Origin of the sequence: Paraburkholderia phymatum, from assembly GCF_038900715.1 — a bacterium.
In the GTDB taxonomy this organism is placed as follows: Bacteria; Pseudomonadota; Gammaproteobacteria; order Burkholderiales; family Burkholderiaceae; genus Paraburkholderia; species Paraburkholderia phymatum_A.
Map to the genome: position 1 here is coordinate 1 of NZ_JAYMRZ010000028.1, position 16,723 is coordinate 16,723.

Genomic DNA, 16,723 nt, shown 5'->3' on the forward strand with positions numbered 1-16,723 from the left:
CAGGCCCACGTACTTGCTAAACTGGTTCATGGCCTGCCCCCTCAATGCGGCTCTGAGCCGCGGTGTACCCCACCTCAAGCTTAATCCGCGTACCTTGAGGCGCGGCAGGTCCATACATGATGTCTAGTCCCAAGGCATCAGTTAGATTGTTGACCTCAATCTGGATGCTGTAAAAGATGATAAGCATGAGCACAAGGTCCGGTGTACCGATCGGATCAAGGTCGTATACGCCAATCCGATTCCGCGAAAGCCACGATTCTGCGATGATTTCGCCACGGCGCCCATGAGGCTCAGGACAACCGCGGCCGCAAGGGACAGCACCGACAAATCGTTTGTACGGACAGTACCGGCCAGCAGCGGGCCAAATCCGAATAAAAACACACTGGTCTCCATGCTTGTTGTAGAGAGCTAACGGCTAGTGGTAGGCCGCGCAAGTCTTCCATGCGGTCACCAATCAGTCAGCCGGACAGCAAAGGGAATTCAGGCGGGCCGAAAGGATCATCCCCCTTGGCGCGCGGTCCCTTCCATAAGGCTAGTGCGAATAGAACCGACGTGGGGCAGCAAATCGGCCAGCTTTTTGCCGCCGAATTCCGTATGAGGTGATCTTTGGCGCTGAGTGGTCCTCCTGCGGGTCACGAACAGTCGCCTCCGCTGCCCAGACCGCGAACAGTGATACATACCCGGATGGTCTTCCGGAGCCGACTAGAGCAAGGTTCACCGTTGGTCTAACACCGCCTTGGGGGCATTAGCCGCCAATGGATGTGCTCACCATCATCGGGTACCGATTCTCAGGCCAAAGGTTTTCGGGATAGCCGCGGCGACTCGAGGTAACAGTCGTGACGTCTTGCCAACTTCCTCGTCTTCTTCGCATCGGAGAATACCCCAGCGCACAAAGCGTCCGCCGACATATCGAAGAGGCTCGGGCGGCAGCGCTCGTGGTTCACGCGTACAGAAAGGTAGCGAACTCCATTCGTCTTTTGACTTCAGAACGAGCGAAGCAAGACATTGCCCTCCAATGTATGTCGGATTAACGCCATGCCCCGAAAATCCGCAGGCGTAGTGGACGCGGGTTCCAGGTAACGTTCTAAAGAACGGTAGCCGGTCAAACGAGATATCGATGCCACCGCCCCACGTTCTGTCAATCTGAACGTCTCTGAAAGCTGGCAACAGGCGACGAAGGCCGCGCTCCGCACGTACTGCCGACGCCAGGTCTGTAGTCAGCCGTGGATCCGACGTATTTCCCCCAAAGCCGATTGGACCTGAGCCCGAACCCATGAGGATCCGTCCATCGATAGTCTTCCGAAAGTAGTGGACGAACATTCGCAAGTCAGCGATGCCTTCCTCGCGCTTCCAGCCCATTAGACTGATTTTCTCCGGTGCCGGTTGCGTCATTAATGCGTAGGATGAGAACACGGTAAGGTATGGGACGATCTCCCTGCGCTTCGCGAGTTCGATGTTGGTCGCGAGCACCACTTCCTTTGCGATGATTTCACCGTTAGGGGTGGCAACGCGATTGAGCGTTCCCTGGTCGAGCCGGATCATCGGCGTGCCTTCGAATACCTTCACATCGGCAGCAATCGCCGCAGTTCGCAACTGGCGCGCGAGACGTGCTGGTTGGACAGTCGCGCCCTCGGGGAAATATACGCCTCCCCGGAAAACGGGCGATCCGCAAATCTCCCGTACTTCTTCGGCCGTCAGCGACCGTACGGTGTCCGGTACGCCGAGTTGCCGTGCCGTATCAAGGTATGCTGCGATCTGGGCATCTTGCGCCGGTGCTGCGGAGACGCGCATATGACCGTTTTCACGCCACCATACGTCGCGACTAGGCTCGGTAGCAAACAGCCGAATAGCGTCCTGAGCCCGCGCGCCAGCTCTTGCAACCGCCAACGCCGCATCAGGGCCAATGTTCGCCGCGATTCCAGTGAGAGACGGCCAGTACCCGCTGACCTTCCCACCATTTTTACCGCTCGCTCCCGAACCGCACTGGGACGATTCAATGAGAGCGACGATGAGATGTGGGGCGCGCTCCTTGACGGCCAGCGCAGTCCACAGTCCGGTATACCCGCCACCGACGATCACTACGTCAACCGTGAGCACGCCGGTAAGGGCTGGCGCCGCAGGTTGTACACCCTCGCTCCGCAGCGCTTCCTCAAACCACCATGATGGATCATGCGGAGCTTTTCCCTGCAGATTCATTGGCCCTTCCCTCTGATAAACGAATATCGCTCTCGCAACATCACCCGCGTCCTCTTCATATAACCGCTTGGATCTGAATCTCGACGAGGATGTCTTCCCCGGCCAATTTTGATTCTACCGTCGCGCGCGTGGGGGATGTTCTTTATCGACCCAAGCTTCCCATACTTCGTTTAGCTCATTGAAGGCGCTAACATCTTTGAGCCAGATATTCGCGACAGCAATACGCGACTTGGCGCTGCCTGCGGCCAGCAGATAGTTATCGATTTGTGCAAGGATATCTGCCACCTGCTCCTTGATTCCCCCTGTAGTATCCTTGGCCGTTAGGCCAGAAAAAAGGCGAATCCATTCGCGATCAATACCTTGCTCAATAGGCCCGTACTCTCCAGACGGCGAATCATGAAACCTCCTCTTTCGTTAAAAGTTCTGATGTAGCGGCTTACTCTAGGACGCTGCACTGTGCACACGCCCGACATCAATCGTTGTCTCGATTCGAATGCCTAAAGTTTTCCGCTCCGAGTCACCGAATGACTTTCACACTTCTGACGCGTCGCGCTGCCTGTAGCCCCATAGCGCGAGTATATGCAAACCAGCAGTACCGCTATCGTGACGCGCGCCCCCACACGCGGTCAAATGTCAATACAATCGATACCTATACCATTTCCTTATAGGTGGCTCAATGAAGCTCCGACAAATCGAGGCATTTCGTGCAGTAATGGAGTCAGGGTCAATGACCGGTGCAGCGCGCGACCTGCAGACAACCCAGCCCAACGTGAGCAGGCTGATTGCGCAGTTGGAGAATGAAACACGCCTTGTCCTGTTTGATCGCGCAGGCGGACGCTTGCTGCCACGGCCGGAGGCCAAAGCTTTGTTTCGCGAAGTTCAGCGCGTTTTTGTGGGGCTAAAAAGCCTGACGTACGCGGCAGATACCATCCGTAACCTCGGAAGCGGTCGCCTCCGCATCGGGGCCGTGCCGGGTATTGGACTCAGTTTCCTTCCTAGGGTCGTTGAACGTTTCAAACGGACGAGACCGGGAGTCAGCATCTCTATCCATACGAACTCATCGATCACGGTGGAGCAGTGGGTCTCGTCCGAGTTTTGCGACGTCGGAATCGTGGCGTTCGTTTCAGGGGCGGCGACGTGTCAGATTACCCGGTTACCGGACGCTCAGGCACTTTGCATGGTTCCGAAAACGCATCGGCTTGCTCGACGCACTGCGATTAACGCAAGCGACCTTCGCGGGGAGGAGTTCATCTCCATGTGTCAAGGCGATGGTTCGCGGGAAAACATTGATCAGTTGTTTGAAGAAGAAGGAGTTGAACGCAAGCTAACACTCGAAGCACAGTACAGTGCTACGTGTTGTGAGATGGTGAAACTCGGTATGGGTGTCACGTTGGTTCATCCACTCGTTGCAACAGACTTCGTCGGCCAGGGAGTGAAGGTTCTTCCTTTCTCGCCACCCCTCTGTTACCACAGCTTTCTTCTTTATCCGCCACATGATGTCGCCCCGCAACTCGTTAGCGAGTTTGCAACTCTGCTGCAATGTGAGATAGAACGCGAGCTGAAAATCTGGAACGAATAAGACGTGGATGAAGCAAGAAGGCTAGTCAGTCTGGCCGCCTGTTTTTATCAGGGTTATCGTAGGAAACCGTGGAGGGCTAGAGTCATCTCGTTATACAGAAGTGGCGCAGTAGCAGACGTTTGTCCGAAAGCGCATTGAGCGATGCGCCGGCGTGACGGGGGTTGTTAACGGCCGGAATTTCGCGTTTACTCTCGACTTTTCGTTGCGACACGACGTCGCCTGCAGAAGTTGTTCCCACGGCAACGGAGGGAACCAACCGTGTCACCGGTTGAATCCAGGAGCCTGAATAAAGCGCGGCTCTGACAACGTAACGAAGCACCGTACGGTGCGGGGTATCAATCGCGAGAGGCATACCCTTCTGGCAGCCACGCGCCGGTGAAGTGCCAGATAGTCGGCAGGGTGAAAACATTTGAATCTGCGATAAAGATCGTGACGAGAAACAAGCGGAAGTGGCTACTACGCTTGCACCAAAACGGTAATGGAGGCGGGAACAGCGTCTCGAAAATGCGCTTTCGTGACCCACATGCCTCCCGGTCAATAGCAGGCACCTAACCCGACGTACTTTTGCAAGCGGAACGTGGAAACCCCGTATCGCTCCCTATATGGGGACAGCAGGCTGCAAGGTCTGCCCATGGCGGTGCGGGCACAGGAACGGGGAGAAAGCGAATGCCCGGCTGTAATGGACGGGATACGGGTTGCAACATCACCCGACGCGAAAGCGGGCAGACTTCCTCATGGTCTCTCGTCACCAGAGAGTTTCCAGAACCATCTTAACGGAGGGAAAGCAAATGAGCGCTGCAACACAGGCGCGTGCGCCTTCTGGCGTGACGTGGGACGGCATCAATTGGGCCAAGGTCCAACGGCATGTAAGAGGGCTGCAGACGCGTATGGTGAAGGCGTCACAAGCTGGCCGCCATAACAAGGTGAAAGCCTTGCAATGGCTGCTGACCCACTCGTTCAGCGGCAAGGCGTTAGCTGTGAAGCGGGTGACTGAAAATCAAGGCAGGAACACCCCGGGAGTGGACAAGGCCATCTGGAAAACACCGGGGGCAAAGACCAACGCGATTGCGTCGTTGAAGAGGCGGGGCTACTCGCCCCTTCCGCTTCGGAGAGTATTGATACCGAAGAAAAACGGCAAGACGAGGCCGCTCGGTATACCTGTGATGACGTGCCGCGCCATGCAGGCGTTACATCTGCTGGCGCTGGAACCCATTGCGGAGACCACCGCCGACCTGAACTCCTATGGGTTCAGGCCGGAGCGCTCAACCGCGGATGCCGGGGGACAGTGTTTCGTCTCGCTTGCGAAAAAGGCAAACGCGCAATGGGTGTTAGAGGCCGACATTCAAGGCTGTTTCGACAAAATCAGTCACGACTGGATGCTCGCCCATATCCCCACGGATAAGGTGATCCTCAAGAAGTGGCTCAAGGCGGGATTCGTGTACCGGAACGAGCTCTTCCCGACCGAGGCAGGTGCCCCGCAAGGGGGAATTATCAGCCCTGTCTTGGCTAACATGACGTTGGACGGTCTCGAAGCCAGGCTGGCGGAGAAGTTTCCGCAGGCACGGCGGGCAGGTCTGAAAATGAACATGGTGCGTTACGCGGACGACTTCATTATTACAGGCAGTTCGAAGGAATGGCTGGAACAGGAGGTTAAGCCCGCAGTGGTTGAATTTCTGGCGGAACGCGGGTTAGTGCTCTCGCCAGAGAAGACCCGAATAACGCATATCAGGGACGGGTTTGACTTTCTCGGATGGAACATTCGCAAGTACAACGGCAAGCTGCTCATGAAGCCGTCCAAAGCGAACGTCAAAGCGCATCTTGACAAAATCCGTGAAGTCATCAAGGCCAACAAGACGGCTAAACAGGCAAACCTGATAAGGCTGCTCAATCCAGTATTACGTGGATGGGCGAATTACCACAGCCATGTAGTCGCTAAGGAAACCTTCGCTCGGGTTGATACCGATGTCTGGTCGATGCTATGGCGATGGGCGGTAAGACGGCACCCCAACAAAGGAGCCAAATGGGTCAAGGAGAAGTACTTCAAGGCCCGAGGTACCCGGAACTGGGTATTTACCGTCAAAGAAAAACAAGAGGACGGAACGACACGGGAGCTTACCCTGCTGCAAGAGTCGGACACGCCAATACAGCGGCATGTCAAGATCAAAGCCAACGCGAATCCGCACGACCCAAAATGGGAACAGTACTTCGAGTCCCGGTGGGGCAAGAAAATGCTGAACTCGTCAAGAGGCCGTGTGAAGCTTTACCGCGTCTGGCTCAGGCAGGACGGCCTGTGTCCTGACTGTCAGGAACCTATCGCAATGGGCACCCGCTGGGATGTCCGCCACATTGTGAAAAGAACCGAAGGCGGATCGGATTCAGGCAGCAATCTCGAACTACACCATCCCAATTGCCGTAGAAATCGGTAGTACTCCAGCCAGAAATACAGTCGTGACACCGGGTACCGAAAGGTGCCTTCGTAGAGGCTTGAGCCGTGTGGATCGAAAGACCCATGCACGGTTCTAAGGGGGCCGGGCGCGGGTAACCGCGTCGGGCTACCCGGCAATGCAGATTCGTAATGAGCCGGGAGCGTGGGTGGACGAGGAATTTGAAACACTGGATCTGGGTGACCCGAGGCGGGATCGTCGCGCGAAGGAATTACTAAAGCGGTTTGCCGCACGTCCGACGGTCAGTATTCCGGGTGTCTGTGAGGGCTGGGCCGAGACCATGGCGGCATACCGCTTTCTGGGCAATGAGCACATCGACTGGCGCGACATGATGCAGCCGCACTGGGAGCGCACCGCTGTGCGCATGGGCGAGTCACCGGTAGTCCTGTGCGTGGCTGACACGACCGAGCTGAACTTCAACGGCCAGGACATCGAGGGGGCCGGCCCGCTCAGTTACGAAGCGCAGGTGGGCATGTATCTTCACGCGACCTATGCGGTCACACCGAATCGCGAGGCGCTGGGTGTCATGAACGCCTGGATGTGGGCGCGCGAGCCGCGCGACGAAAACGGCCGGCGTGGCGGCGTATGCGAGAGCGTTCGATGGATCGAAAGTTACGAGATCGTCGCGCAGCAGGCGGCAGTCATGCCGGGCACGCGGCTGGTATATGTGGCCGATCGCGAAGGTGATATCGCCGCGCTCATGCAGCGTGCGCAGGAGTTGGGCGAACCGGCCGACTGGTTGATCCGCTCCCAGCACAACCGCGCACTCAAGGGCGAAGCAAAACTGTGGGAGACGGTACACGCGAGCGAGGTGCTCGGTCAAATCAGCTTCGTGCTGCCCGGGCGGGGTGGCCAGAAGGCGCGTGAAGTGACGCAGGAGCTGCGAGCACAGCGCGTGACGCTACCCGGGCGCGGCGACGTCGAGCTGAGCTGCATTGAGGCATGTGAAGTGAATGCGCCCACTGGTGTAAAGCCCGTCGTCTGGCGCCTGCTGAGCAATCGCGAAGTGCCCGATGCACATGCGCTCACCGAACTGATTGACTGGTACCGCGCGAGGTGGGAGATCGAGATGTTCTTCAATGTGTTGAAGAACGCCTGCCGGGTTGAAACGTTGCAGCTCTCGCAGATGGAGCGCGTGGAGAAGGCGCTTGTGCTGTATATGGTGGTGTCCTGGCGTATCGCACGGCTCATGCGGCTGGGCCGGACCTGCCCGGACCTGGATGCTTCGTTGTTCTTTGAGGCTGACGAGATACACGGCGCTCACGTGCTCTCAAAGAAACCCCGCCCGAAAAAGCCACCGACGCTTAACCAGATGATACGGATGATCGCGTCACTGGGTGGATTCCTCGGACGCAAGAGCGATGGTGAACCCGGCGCGAAGACACTGTGGATTGGCATGCAGCGTGTCATGGATGTGGTGATCACCATCCAGATCCTGCGCGACGGGTACGACACTTCTGTATAACGAGATGGGCTAGAGTAGCCGCCTTCGCAATCAGCACAGGCGGCTAGCACGCGAAGACGTTGTGGGGCCTGTGCCCATAGCTATCCCGGTAACGCTACAACACGCGACTCGTTGGCAAGCATGCGCGCTCGATGCAATCACACGCTGCGGTCGAATACTTTAGTATGTTGCTCCCCCAGAAGGTCAGCCGCCGTATACATCATACGTGAAGTACTTTTTGGAGAGCCTGTCATACGTACCGTCCTTACGTATGGCGTCGATCGCGTTATTGATCGCATTCAGAAGAGCCTTATCCTCCTTTCGGACGCCGATGCATACGCCGTTCCCAAATATCGCGGCATCCCTGATTTCGGGCCCCCCAGAAAAACCATAGTCACGACCTTGAGCCGTCTTCAGAAAGCCACCCTCAGCCTGCGGGGCAAATGCAAATACCGCGTCAAGGCGACCGCTCACGAGGTCTGCCCATGCCTGGTCCTGCGTCTGGTACGAAACGATGTCGACACCGTTTTCGCCCCAGTACTTTCTCGCATAAGTTTCCTGCGTACTTCCCTGAAGCACGCCAACGCGCTTTCCGTTGAGAGATTCCACTGTTGCCGCTAGACCGGAGCCACCTTTGACGACCAGTTTCTCGATTGGCGCATATAACTTGTCGCTGAAATCGACGATTGCGGCGCGCTGTGCGTTCTTTGACAGCGAAGAGTTGATTGCATCGAACTTCCTCGCCTGAAGCGCGGCTATGATCCCATCAAAAGAATTTTCAACCCAGACGCACTTGACTTTCATCCTCGCGCAGATCTCATTTCCGAGGTCTATGTCAAATCCGACCGGCCGTCGATTTGGAGACTTGGACTCAAACGGCGGATACGAACTGTCTACGCCGAAGCGGAGCACTTTAGGGTCTTGCGCAGGTGCGCTCGTCGAAAGACTGGTTGCGACGAACGCAAGCAGTATAGTCATAGTCACCTTCATTTTGAATCTCCTCACTGGTCCCCCAAAAGCGGACAAAAGGATTTGCACGGCGACGCGTGGTCGCCGTGATTGCCGCGCGGCTGACTCCTACGATGACCAAAATCCGATCAATTCCGGAAGTGGCGCACCAATTGGAGTCTTCCCGTAACCACGCCCCGATGATCGGACGATGTAGGGGGTGGCAAGCTCATCATGCTCGGCAACGAGGCGTGGCGTCCAATGCGGAAAATATTTGGTGCCTATAAGGAATAGGTATACCCAAGCCGTAGAATGTCGCGAAGATACGTGCGTGCGGTGGTGGATGCGGCGGCGTCGTGCCTTCCTGAACCCCCTTGTAGCTTGATAGTCACAACGGAGGTCACCATAACGCGCAGGGATATAGGTCGACGCATACGACCGACGAAAGTGGCTTACGACCACGATAGACTTCCGCTCTTTTCGCCTCTTTTGAAATCCGAGTGGGTTGTTTTGCGGGTCAAGGGCGGGCGTGAGCCCGGCGTAGCGAACCCTTGAGGCGCCTTGAATCGACAAGCTGGGGCATGGCTGATTGCGGCAGAATGCGGCAACCAGCCATGCAAGACGAAGCGAACAATGACCAATCAACTCTTTGAATCCGCCTTGGGAATCAAGGCTCCGTGGTATGTGCAAGGCGTCGACTTTGATATGGCCAAACGACAGCTGACGATTGCTGTGGACTTTGTCGCTGGCAGTCGCTTTGGCTACCCTGGGCTCGCCGGCGAGCACGCAGTGCATGACACGCAAATCAAGCGGCTGCGCCACCTGAATTTCTTCCAGCACGAGTGTTATCTGGAAGTGAGGGTGCCGCGAGTGCGCTTGCCGGATGGCTCGGTACGGCTGGTCGAGCCGGAATGGGTCGGCCAGATCGACGGTTTCACGTTGCTGTTCGAAGCGCTGGTGCTGATGCTGGCGCAGCAGATGCCGTTTGCCGCTGTGGCGCGCATCGTCAATCTGTCGTGGCACCGGGTGCATGCCATCTGCTCGCGCTATGTGGAACTCGCGCTGGCGTCGGCGAACCTGTCTGACTTGAGCTCGGTCGCCATTGATGAGACCTCGTACCGGCGAGGCCACGAGTATCTGACGCTGGTCGCCGATATGCAGGCTCGGCGCGTCGTGTTCGTCACGCACGGCCGTGACGCGAAGACGATTGAGAGCTTTGCAGCCTACCTTCGCAAGCACCACGGCACGCCTGAGCAAGTCACCTCCGTGAGCATCGACATGTCGCCCGCGTTCGTCAAAGGCGTGGGCGAACATCTGCCCAATGCGCGAGTGACGTTCGACAAGTTTCACATCGTCGCCCATGCGTCCAAGGCGCTTGATACGGTGCGTCGCCAACAACAGAAAGCCGACCCGGAACTCAAAGGGATGCGCTGGACGCTGCTCAAGGACGCCAACAAATTGAACCTTGCGCAATTGACCGACCTCGAGGCGCTGCTCAGGCAGTACACCACTAAGCGAACGGCCCGCGCCTGGTTGTATCGCGAGCAGTTGCGCGAGATTCTCGAACGCAAGCAGATTCATGTCGTCTCTGAGATGTTGCAGCAGTGGTGCACCAACGTCATGCGTTCGAAAGTCGAACCCATGAAGGACGTCGCACGGTTGATTCGTCGACACGTCGACGGCATCGTTGCGTGCACTCAGACTCGAAAGACCAACGGCTTCATCGAAGCCATCAACGGCTTGTTTCAGGCCGCCAAGCGCAAGGCGCGTGGCTATACGCGCTTCGAAACCATGCGAACCGTGCTGTTTCTTATCGCGGGCAAACTCGACTTCTCCGCATTCAACTCGCATGCCCGCTGACGGCCGTTACCCACTGCATTTTCAAAAGAGCCTTATTTTTCCTATGATAAATTAGGATTACTAGCGTATATAGGTTTCTATGAAAGACGTTGCGGAAGCGTGGGACCGTGAATTGGGGGATTGCATGAGAGACTGGCTAGGGGCTGTTTACATTTAAAAATTTGTGTTTACATCCTGTCTTTTGTACAGCGAGACAGGATGGCGCGAACGTTACTGAGCGATGAAGTATGGAAGAAGATCCGGGACATCCTGCCTGGCAAGGAAGGCGATCGCGGCCGAACGGCATCCAACAATCGCTGGTTTCTCGAAGCGGTGCTGTGGATTGCCCGGACTGGCAGTCCATGGCGCGACTTGCCTGCAGAGTTCGGTCGATGGCATACGGTGTACATCCGCTTCTCGCGCTGGCGAAGCAAGGGCGTATGGCAACGGGTGGTGAATGCACTGGCAGGCCACACGGAAATCGAGCACGTCATGATCGATTCGACGATCGTTCGCGCACACCAGCATTCAGCCGGAGCTACAAAAAAAGTGGGCCGCAAGCTCTCGGTCGTTCCCGAGGTGGACTGAGCACCAAGCTGCATCTGGCGATCGATTCGACGGGGCGTCCGTTGCGCCTGATCGTCACTGAAGGGCAGGTCGCCGACATCTCGTGTGCGGTACAACTGGTTGAGCATTTGCGCACGGGAGCGGTTATCGCAGACAAGGGCTATGACTCCGACGCCTTCGTGCAAGCCATTCGGGCTACCCACGCGAAGGTTGTCATCCCGCCACGTTCGAATCGCAAGACAAAGCGCCGCTACGACCGTGGGCTGTACCGTACGCGCAATCTGGTCGAGCGTTTCTTCAATCGCATCAAACATTTTCGCCGTGTATCCACTCGATATGACAAGCTCGCCGACAGCTATCTCGTGTTTGCGTCACTTGCCTGCATATTTGGACCGGTCGTAAATGTGAACATCACCTAGCCTGCTCAGGCGTGCGGAACCGCGACAGCGTTCGCTCGCTTATCTAAAAGGTTGGCTGGGAACAGTCGAGCGAAAAACGGCTGGCAGCTCGCAGAATGGATCGGCGAGGCCACACCCGATGGGGGTGCAGCACCTTCTCGAGCGGGCGCAATGGGATCCCGACGCCGCCCGCAACATCCTTCGCGACTACGTCGTTGAACAATTCGGCGAGCGTGATGCCGTGCTGATCGTGGATGAGACGGGTTTCCTCAAGAAGGGTGAACACTCTGCCGGTGTACAGCGCCAATACAGTGGTACGGCAGGTCGCATCGAGAATAGCCAGATCGGTGTGTTCCTGTGCTACGCAGGCAACGGGGGTAGCGCATTCATCGACCGGGCACTGTATATGCCCCAGTCATGGATAGAAGACCGTCCTCGTTGTCGGGCAGCGGGCGTCCCCGACAACGTGGGCTTTGCAACCAAGCCGCAGCTCGCGCGCCGGATGCTTGAACGGGCACTGGATGCGGGCGTACCCTGTGGCCGGGTCACCGGAGATGAGGTGTATGGCGGTGACCGTCCTTTGCGGCTTTGGCTCGAGTCGCGTGCGCAACCATTCGTGCTGGCGGTTAAGAAGAACGAACCTCTGTGGTGGAAAGGCACCGACCTATGTGCGCCCTGACAAAGATTGCGCAAGCCTTGCCGCCACAGGCCTGGCGCCGTGGCGCCGTCTTTCGGCCGGAATCGGTGCAAAAGGTGAGCGACTGTATGACTGGGCGCTGACGCCGTTATGGCGCTTACAACTGTGCGCCGAGGAACGTCGCTTCGGCCATTACCTGCTGGTGCGGCGCAGTCTCTATGAGACCCGTGAGCACGCGTATTTCATCGTCTAAGCAGCTCGCAGCAAGGTGACCCGTCAGACGCTGGTCAACGTCGCCGGTAGGCGATGGGAAATCGAGATGGGATTTGAGGCCGCCAAAGGCGAATGCGGCCTCGGTCAATATGAGGTGCGTCGCTGGCGGGGCTGGTACCGCCACATCACACTGGCATTGCTGGCGCACGCGGTGCTTGCTGCCCTGAGGGCACAGGCAAAAAAAACAGCTGAAGGTTCACTGCCATTCAGCGTTCAGGAAATCCGCCGGTTACTGTGCCGAGTGATATGGCGAACGCTCCACTCCATTGAGCATGTAATGTCGTGGTCAATATGGCGGCGCCGACACCAGTACCGAGCCCAACAATGCCATCACCGGCGACGCGGCGACGTGCACCCGGCACATCTAGTGGGTAGCCGCGTTCCTTCTCAGAAACGCGGCCCCCGAAGAACTGTACATGCAAGTTTCCCTGCATACAGCTCGAGCACAGCATTAAGCGCCATACTGACGCCGGGCTTGCTATTGCAGCGCGAGCCCTTCGCAAACGTCACATTGTTGATTCGCCTCATTGCTCAGGCGAACGGCGCTGAACCGAAGTCAGACGGGTTACTCACAGGCTTCCCTTCGTAGAAATTCAAATGCTGGCTTGCGACAACTGCACCACGCGGAAGTCTGCACCCTTTCAGGTCAGGGCAAATCTGGAACCCCTATACGACCCACTACAGGTCGTCATTCGCTTTCTCCGCGTTCTCATCCCCGCTTCCCCAACAGCTTCCCTCGCGGTTACCTGCCGCTGCTCCGCTAGACTGAAGCAACGGCGGGAAATCGGGGTTACCACGTTCCCGATCCTGCCGGCCCGACTGTTACCGGGCCTGTCCGTTTAGCGCCCGCCTATTCCCCGATGGCACTTTGGCGACGTGCCCCAAAGCCGTAGGGAAGCAACCGGCCATCCACCTTTTGGTTAGAGCCTGTCAGCAGCTTTGGCTCTGCGTACTTAACGAGGATTTGACGACGGTTCACTTACGTGTTCCGGTATTGAATGTGACAAGGCAGAATCGAGCTTTGCCATCCACTACTATGCCGATTTACGTCCGGCGGACGGCGACACGTGTCGCACACGGCTGTAGTACTAAGTGAAAACGCGATAATTGCACAGTGGTAGCCGCTTCGAAAGAATGTATCGGTAAGCTCGTGCGACCGAACAAAGTGGAAACTATAGGCACGCGCGTGTGGAATGAACGAGTTCACGCTGTACAGACGCCTCATCATCTCTTCCGCACTGCGAAGGTCCCTACCTTTACAGCAATGAGGTGATTCTTATGCTGCATGCCACCTCGGTTGCTTTCACGGCGACCGTGCCCGATATCCTGAAGGTTGCCCGCGACGCCAACTCGGCGACCTACCAGTCGTTCGCGGCATTTGGCATTGCTGCACTGCTTTACCTGACCGTCTCCTTCGCGTTAGTCGTTGTTTTCCGACGTGCTGAACATCACTGGCTCGGCTATCTCAGGCCACGCTCACACTGAATTTGGATGTCCGCGTCAGTATGACTCACCAGTGCTTTAAATGTAACGATAAGCGATCGGAATGTTGAAACGCACTACTCAAGCAGAAGCCTGCAAGCTAGAAGTTCTAGATATCCACAAGCGCTTTGGGAACCATGAGGTTCTCAAGGGCGTGTCCCTGAGCGCTAACAAGGGGGATGTTATCAGCATCATCGGAGCAAGCGGTTCGGGAAAGAGTACGTTTCTTCGTTGCATCAACCTCCTCGAGCGTCCGAATTCAGGGCGGATTTTGGTCGATAGTGTGGCGGTAAAAACGAAAACGGATCAATCCGGCTGTCTCGACATCGCGGACGCGAAGCAACTGGAACATATCCGGACGAAGCTGTCGATGGTATTTCAGCATTTCAATCTCTGGGCGCATATGAATGTTCTTGAGAACGTCATTGAAGCGCCGATACATGTCCTCGGTCTGCCACGTCGCGAAGCGGAAGAGCGCGCGCGTGAGTACCTGGAAAAAGTCGGGCTCACACCGCGCGTAGAGACGCAGTATCCTTCGCGGCGGACAGCAGCCGCGTGTCGCGCTTGCTCGCGCGCTTGCAATGCACCCTGACGTGATGCTCTTCGATGAGTCAACATCTGCGCTCGACCCGGAGTTCGTTAGTGAGGTTCTTAAGGTAATGCAAAAGTTCGCAGATGAAGGGCGCACGATGATTGTTGTTACGTATGAAATAGGGTTTGCCCGCAATGTGTCGAATCACGTTGTGTTTCTTCATCAAGAGCGAACGGAGGAAGAGGGGCCTTCTGAGAAGTATTCGGCAACACTCGAAGCGATCGTCTCAGGCAGTTTCTCTCGGGCAGCCTGAAGTAGGTCGTGGCCGTCAGAGGAGCTACAGGCGGTTGTTGAGATGACGACCACGAATGCGAGAGCAACTGCTCGTCAAGGAATGCGTCCGTACATCCGGCTTCTGATGTGCTGCTACGAGCACGAGCCATCATGGAAGTTTGCGCGCTTGCCCCTCATCGGCCTTCTGGCTTCATACTGCAGCCGCCGCATATATCAGGATCTGCAAGCGCCGGTCCGACCGGTTCGCCATGCTTACCGCTTCTTGCGCAATCGCTAAGAGGGTGAAATTACTTTAGAAGTTACAGGCTGCTACACCACCTTGAAACTATCATTGCTCGTCAATATTGCCCAGGCAATGCGTGCCGTCTTGTTCGCCAGAGCGATTGCCACGTCACTCATGTGACGGCGTTGCATCACGGCTTTGATCCATCGACTATCTGCGTTGGCAGCAGCCGTACAGTATGCCCAAGGAGGGTCAATTCACGAGCCCAGTAATGGGAACCGTGACAGGCCTCGATGCCTACCAGACTTGGCTCCAGCTTTGAGAAGAACTTTAATACGTCAGCGCGGCGCAGCTTCCGCTGTATGACCGCTGTGCCTCTACGATCGACACCGTGTACCTGGAACACGTTTTTCGCAATATCAAGACCGATGGTCAGCGTAGGCATCTCGATTCTCCCGAAAGTGGCTCCGAAAGTGTGCACCCCGGAGGGGGCGGGAGTCCATGCCATCAGCCTTGTTGAGCACTATCGTTGCGTGTGCCCCGGGCCCGGATAGTAACCGCGCAGCAGGACTCCATCCGGATCACGGCGAATACATGCGATGTAGCGCCTGGGGGGTGTTCGAGTTCGCCCGCTGCCGGTCTGACCTGTCGCTATCCTTGCCTTTGCGTCCTGGATTGCGAAGTCACGCTTCTACGAATTTACCTGTTCGCGCTGTTGTCCTACCCTGGCTGGCCCCGTGTTGAGGGAGTGGTGACATGCGAGGGATCGAAGCGCTCGCCCTTGGCCAGAATCGCCCACAGAATGCGCGCGTGCTTGTTGGCGATAGCCACCAGCGTTCGATACCAGCCTACGCGTGCCTGGAGTTGAACGATCCAGCGCGAGAGCCGGTCGGTTCGTCGATGGGCGCTCGTTACCGCGGAGCGCGCGCCCTGGAACAGCGGCATGCGCAGATACGTGTTGCCCTGTTTAGTGATGCGGCCCAGGCGGGTCTTGCCGCCGCTGCTCTTCTGTTTGGGCACCGTGCCGATCCAGGCGGCAAATTGGCGCCCGTTCTTGAAGAGGTGAGCGTCACCGACGTTCACCACCGCAGCGGACGCGGTGAGCGGTCCGATGCCGATGACCGCCATGAGGCGCTGCGCGCTGCTGTCGTGCTTCACGTGCGTGGCGACTTGCGCGTCGTACCAGGCGATTTGCTGGTCGAGGGCCTGCAGGTGTTCCCAGCCTCGCAGCAGCGCAGTGCGCGCGACACCGTTCAGTTCAGTGTCCCCGTCCTCCAGTGCCTCGACGAAGCGCGCACGAAATGCGTCAATGCCTTGCGGCAGGAACACGCCGAACTCCATCAGTTCGCTGCGCAGCCGGTTGATCAGCGCGGTACGCTCCTCGACGAAACCGCTGCGCATGCGGTGCACCACCAGCGTGTTTTGCTGGTCTGCGGTTTTGACGGCCACAAAGCGCATGTGCGGCCGGCCTGCGGCCTCGCAGATGGCCTCCGCATCGAGCCTGTCGTTCTTCACGTGCTTGCCGCCTTTGCGATACGGCGCGGCGAACTGCGGCGCGATCAGCCGAACCTCGTGGCCGAGCTCGCGCGGCTTGCGCCCCCAGCAGTGGGCTGCACTGCACGCTTCCATTGCGACCAGGCACGGCTCAAGGTTGGCAAACCATTCGAGGAATTTCTGCCGCGAGATCGCTTTCCTGACCACCACGCGTTCCATGCTGTCCACGCCGTGTACCTGGATGATGTTCTTGGCCAGGTCCACGCCGATACGAGTAATCTTGTCCATGACTTTCCCCTTCTCCGATGGGTTGCCCAGCACCAACCATCCTGGCATATCGCTATGCCACGAGATCGGGAAAGTCGTTACTAAT

The 16,723-nt window shown here is 57.3% G+C and carries 11 protein-coding genes and 5 pseudogenes; 9 read left to right on the forward strand and 7 right to left on the reverse strand.

Annotated features, from left to right (window positions below; all coding sequences use genetic code 11):
- Positions 1 to 121: 121 nt before the first annotated feature.
- From VSR68_RS35460 to VSR68_RS35470, 3 genes and pseudogenes are all read right to left on the reverse strand, one after another.
- Positions 122 to 381: pseudogene (locus tag VSR68_RS35460) on the reverse strand (ABC transporter permease subunit); the annotation flags it as partial.
- A gap of 390 nt (positions 382 to 771) precedes the next feature.
- On the reverse strand, positions 772 to 2,196 hold the full coding sequence (locus tag VSR68_RS35465; RefSeq protein ID WP_342944223.1) for an FAD-dependent oxidoreductase: 1,425 nt from the start codon (positions 2,194 to 2,196) through the stop codon (positions 772 to 774).
- Positions 2,197 to 2,310: 114 nt separating this feature from the next.
- Positions 2,311 to 2,565, reverse strand: a complete 255-nt coding sequence (locus tag VSR68_RS35470) for a Rid family hydrolase (RefSeq protein WP_342944302.1) — start codon at positions 2,563 to 2,565, stop codon at positions 2,311 to 2,313.
- A gap of 307 nt (positions 2,566 to 2,872) precedes the next feature.
- Here VSR68_RS35470 and VSR68_RS35475 point away from each other — a divergent pair, with 307 nt between their 5' ends.
- The 3 genes from VSR68_RS35475 (at position 2,873) to VSR68_RS35485 (ending at position 7,684) form a co-directional block, all read left to right on the forward strand.
- On the forward strand, positions 2,873 to 3,775 hold the full coding sequence (locus VSR68_RS35475; RefSeq protein ID WP_342944224.1) for a LysR substrate-binding domain-containing protein: 903 nt from the start codon (positions 2,873 to 2,875) through the stop codon (positions 3,773 to 3,775).
- Positions 3,776 to 4,563: 788 nt separating this feature from the next.
- On the forward strand, positions 4,564 to 6,201 hold the full coding sequence (ltrA, locus tag VSR68_RS35480) for a group II intron reverse transcriptase/maturase (RefSeq protein WP_342944225.1): 1,638 nt from the start codon (positions 4,564 to 4,566) through the stop codon (positions 6,199 to 6,201).
- Between the two features lie 136 nt (positions 6,202 to 6,337).
- A complete protein-coding gene (locus VSR68_RS35485; protein WP_342944226.1) occupies positions 6,338 to 7,684 on the forward strand; it encodes an IS4 family transposase in 1,347 nt (448 codons plus the stop codon).
- A 183-nt stretch (positions 7,685 to 7,867) separates the two neighbouring features.
- Here VSR68_RS35485 and VSR68_RS35490 read toward each other — a convergent pair whose 3' ends face one another.
- Positions 7,868 to 8,653: an ABC transporter substrate-binding protein gene (locus VSR68_RS35490; protein ID WP_342944227.1), complete on the reverse strand. Its 786-nt coding sequence runs from the start codon at positions 8,651 to 8,653 to the stop codon at positions 7,868 to 7,870.
- 591 nt (positions 8,654 to 9,244) lie between these two features.
- On the opposite strand from VSR68_RS35490, the gene VSR68_RS35495 reads away from it, so the two are divergent.
- From VSR68_RS35495 to VSR68_RS35510, 4 genes are all read left to right on the forward strand, one after another.
- On the forward strand, positions 9,245 to 10,471 hold the full coding sequence (locus VSR68_RS35495) for an ISL3 family transposase (RefSeq protein WP_342944228.1): 1,227 nt from the start codon (positions 9,245 to 9,247) through the stop codon (positions 10,469 to 10,471).
- A gap of 198 nt (positions 10,472 to 10,669) precedes the next feature.
- Positions 10,670 to 11,436 (forward strand): IS5 family transposase gene (locus VSR68_RS35500; RefSeq protein ID WP_085965141.1). Its coding sequence is split into 2 segments (ribosomal slippage): positions 10,670 to 11,000 and positions 11,000 to 11,436, totalling 768 coding nucleotides; the frame shifts between segments, so codons are not numbered across the junction.
- A 55-nt stretch (positions 11,437 to 11,491) separates the two neighbouring features.
- The gene (locus tag VSR68_RS35505) at positions 11,492 to 12,094 is read left to right on the forward strand and encodes an IS701 family transposase (protein ID WP_342944303.1); all 603 of its coding nucleotides are present in this window, start codon (positions 11,492 to 11,494) and stop codon (positions 12,092 to 12,094) included.
- Positions 12,084 to 12,305 (forward strand): hypothetical protein, encoded by a 222-nt coding sequence (locus VSR68_RS35510; protein WP_342944229.1) that lies wholly within the window; start codon positions 12,084 to 12,086, stop codon positions 12,303 to 12,305. Before VSR68_RS35505 ends, VSR68_RS35510 begins: the two co-directional genes overlap by 11 nt.
- A 1,098-nt stretch (positions 12,306 to 13,403) precedes the next feature.
- On the opposite strand, the pseudogene VSR68_RS35515 reads toward VSR68_RS35510, so the two are convergent.
- A pseudogene (locus VSR68_RS35515) lies at positions 13,404 to 13,502 on the reverse strand (amino acid ABC transporter permease); the annotation flags it as partial.
- A gap of 1 nt (position 13,503) precedes the next feature.
- Here VSR68_RS35515 and VSR68_RS35520 point away from each other — a divergent pair.
- Positions 13,504 to 13,810 (forward strand): annotated as a pseudogene (locus VSR68_RS35520) (amino acid ABC transporter permease); the annotation flags it as partial.
- Positions 13,811 to 13,871: 61 nt separating this feature from the next.
- A pseudogene (locus tag VSR68_RS35525) lies at positions 13,872 to 14,657 on the forward strand (ABC transporter ATP-binding protein).
- A 407-nt stretch (positions 14,658 to 15,064) separates the two neighbouring features.
- Here the strand turns inward: VSR68_RS35525 and VSR68_RS35530 are convergent.
- Both VSR68_RS35530 and VSR68_RS35535 read right to left on the reverse strand, forming a co-directional pair.
- Positions 15,065 to 15,301 (reverse strand): annotated as a pseudogene (locus VSR68_RS35530) (IS110 family transposase); the annotation flags it as partial.
- Positions 15,302 to 15,576: 275 nt separating this feature from the next.
- Positions 15,577 to 16,638, reverse strand: coding sequence for an IS110 family transposase (locus tag VSR68_RS35535; protein WP_342944230.1), 1,062 nt, complete (start codon positions 16,636 to 16,638; stop codon positions 15,577 to 15,579).
- Positions 16,639 to 16,723 lie beyond the last annotated feature (85 nt).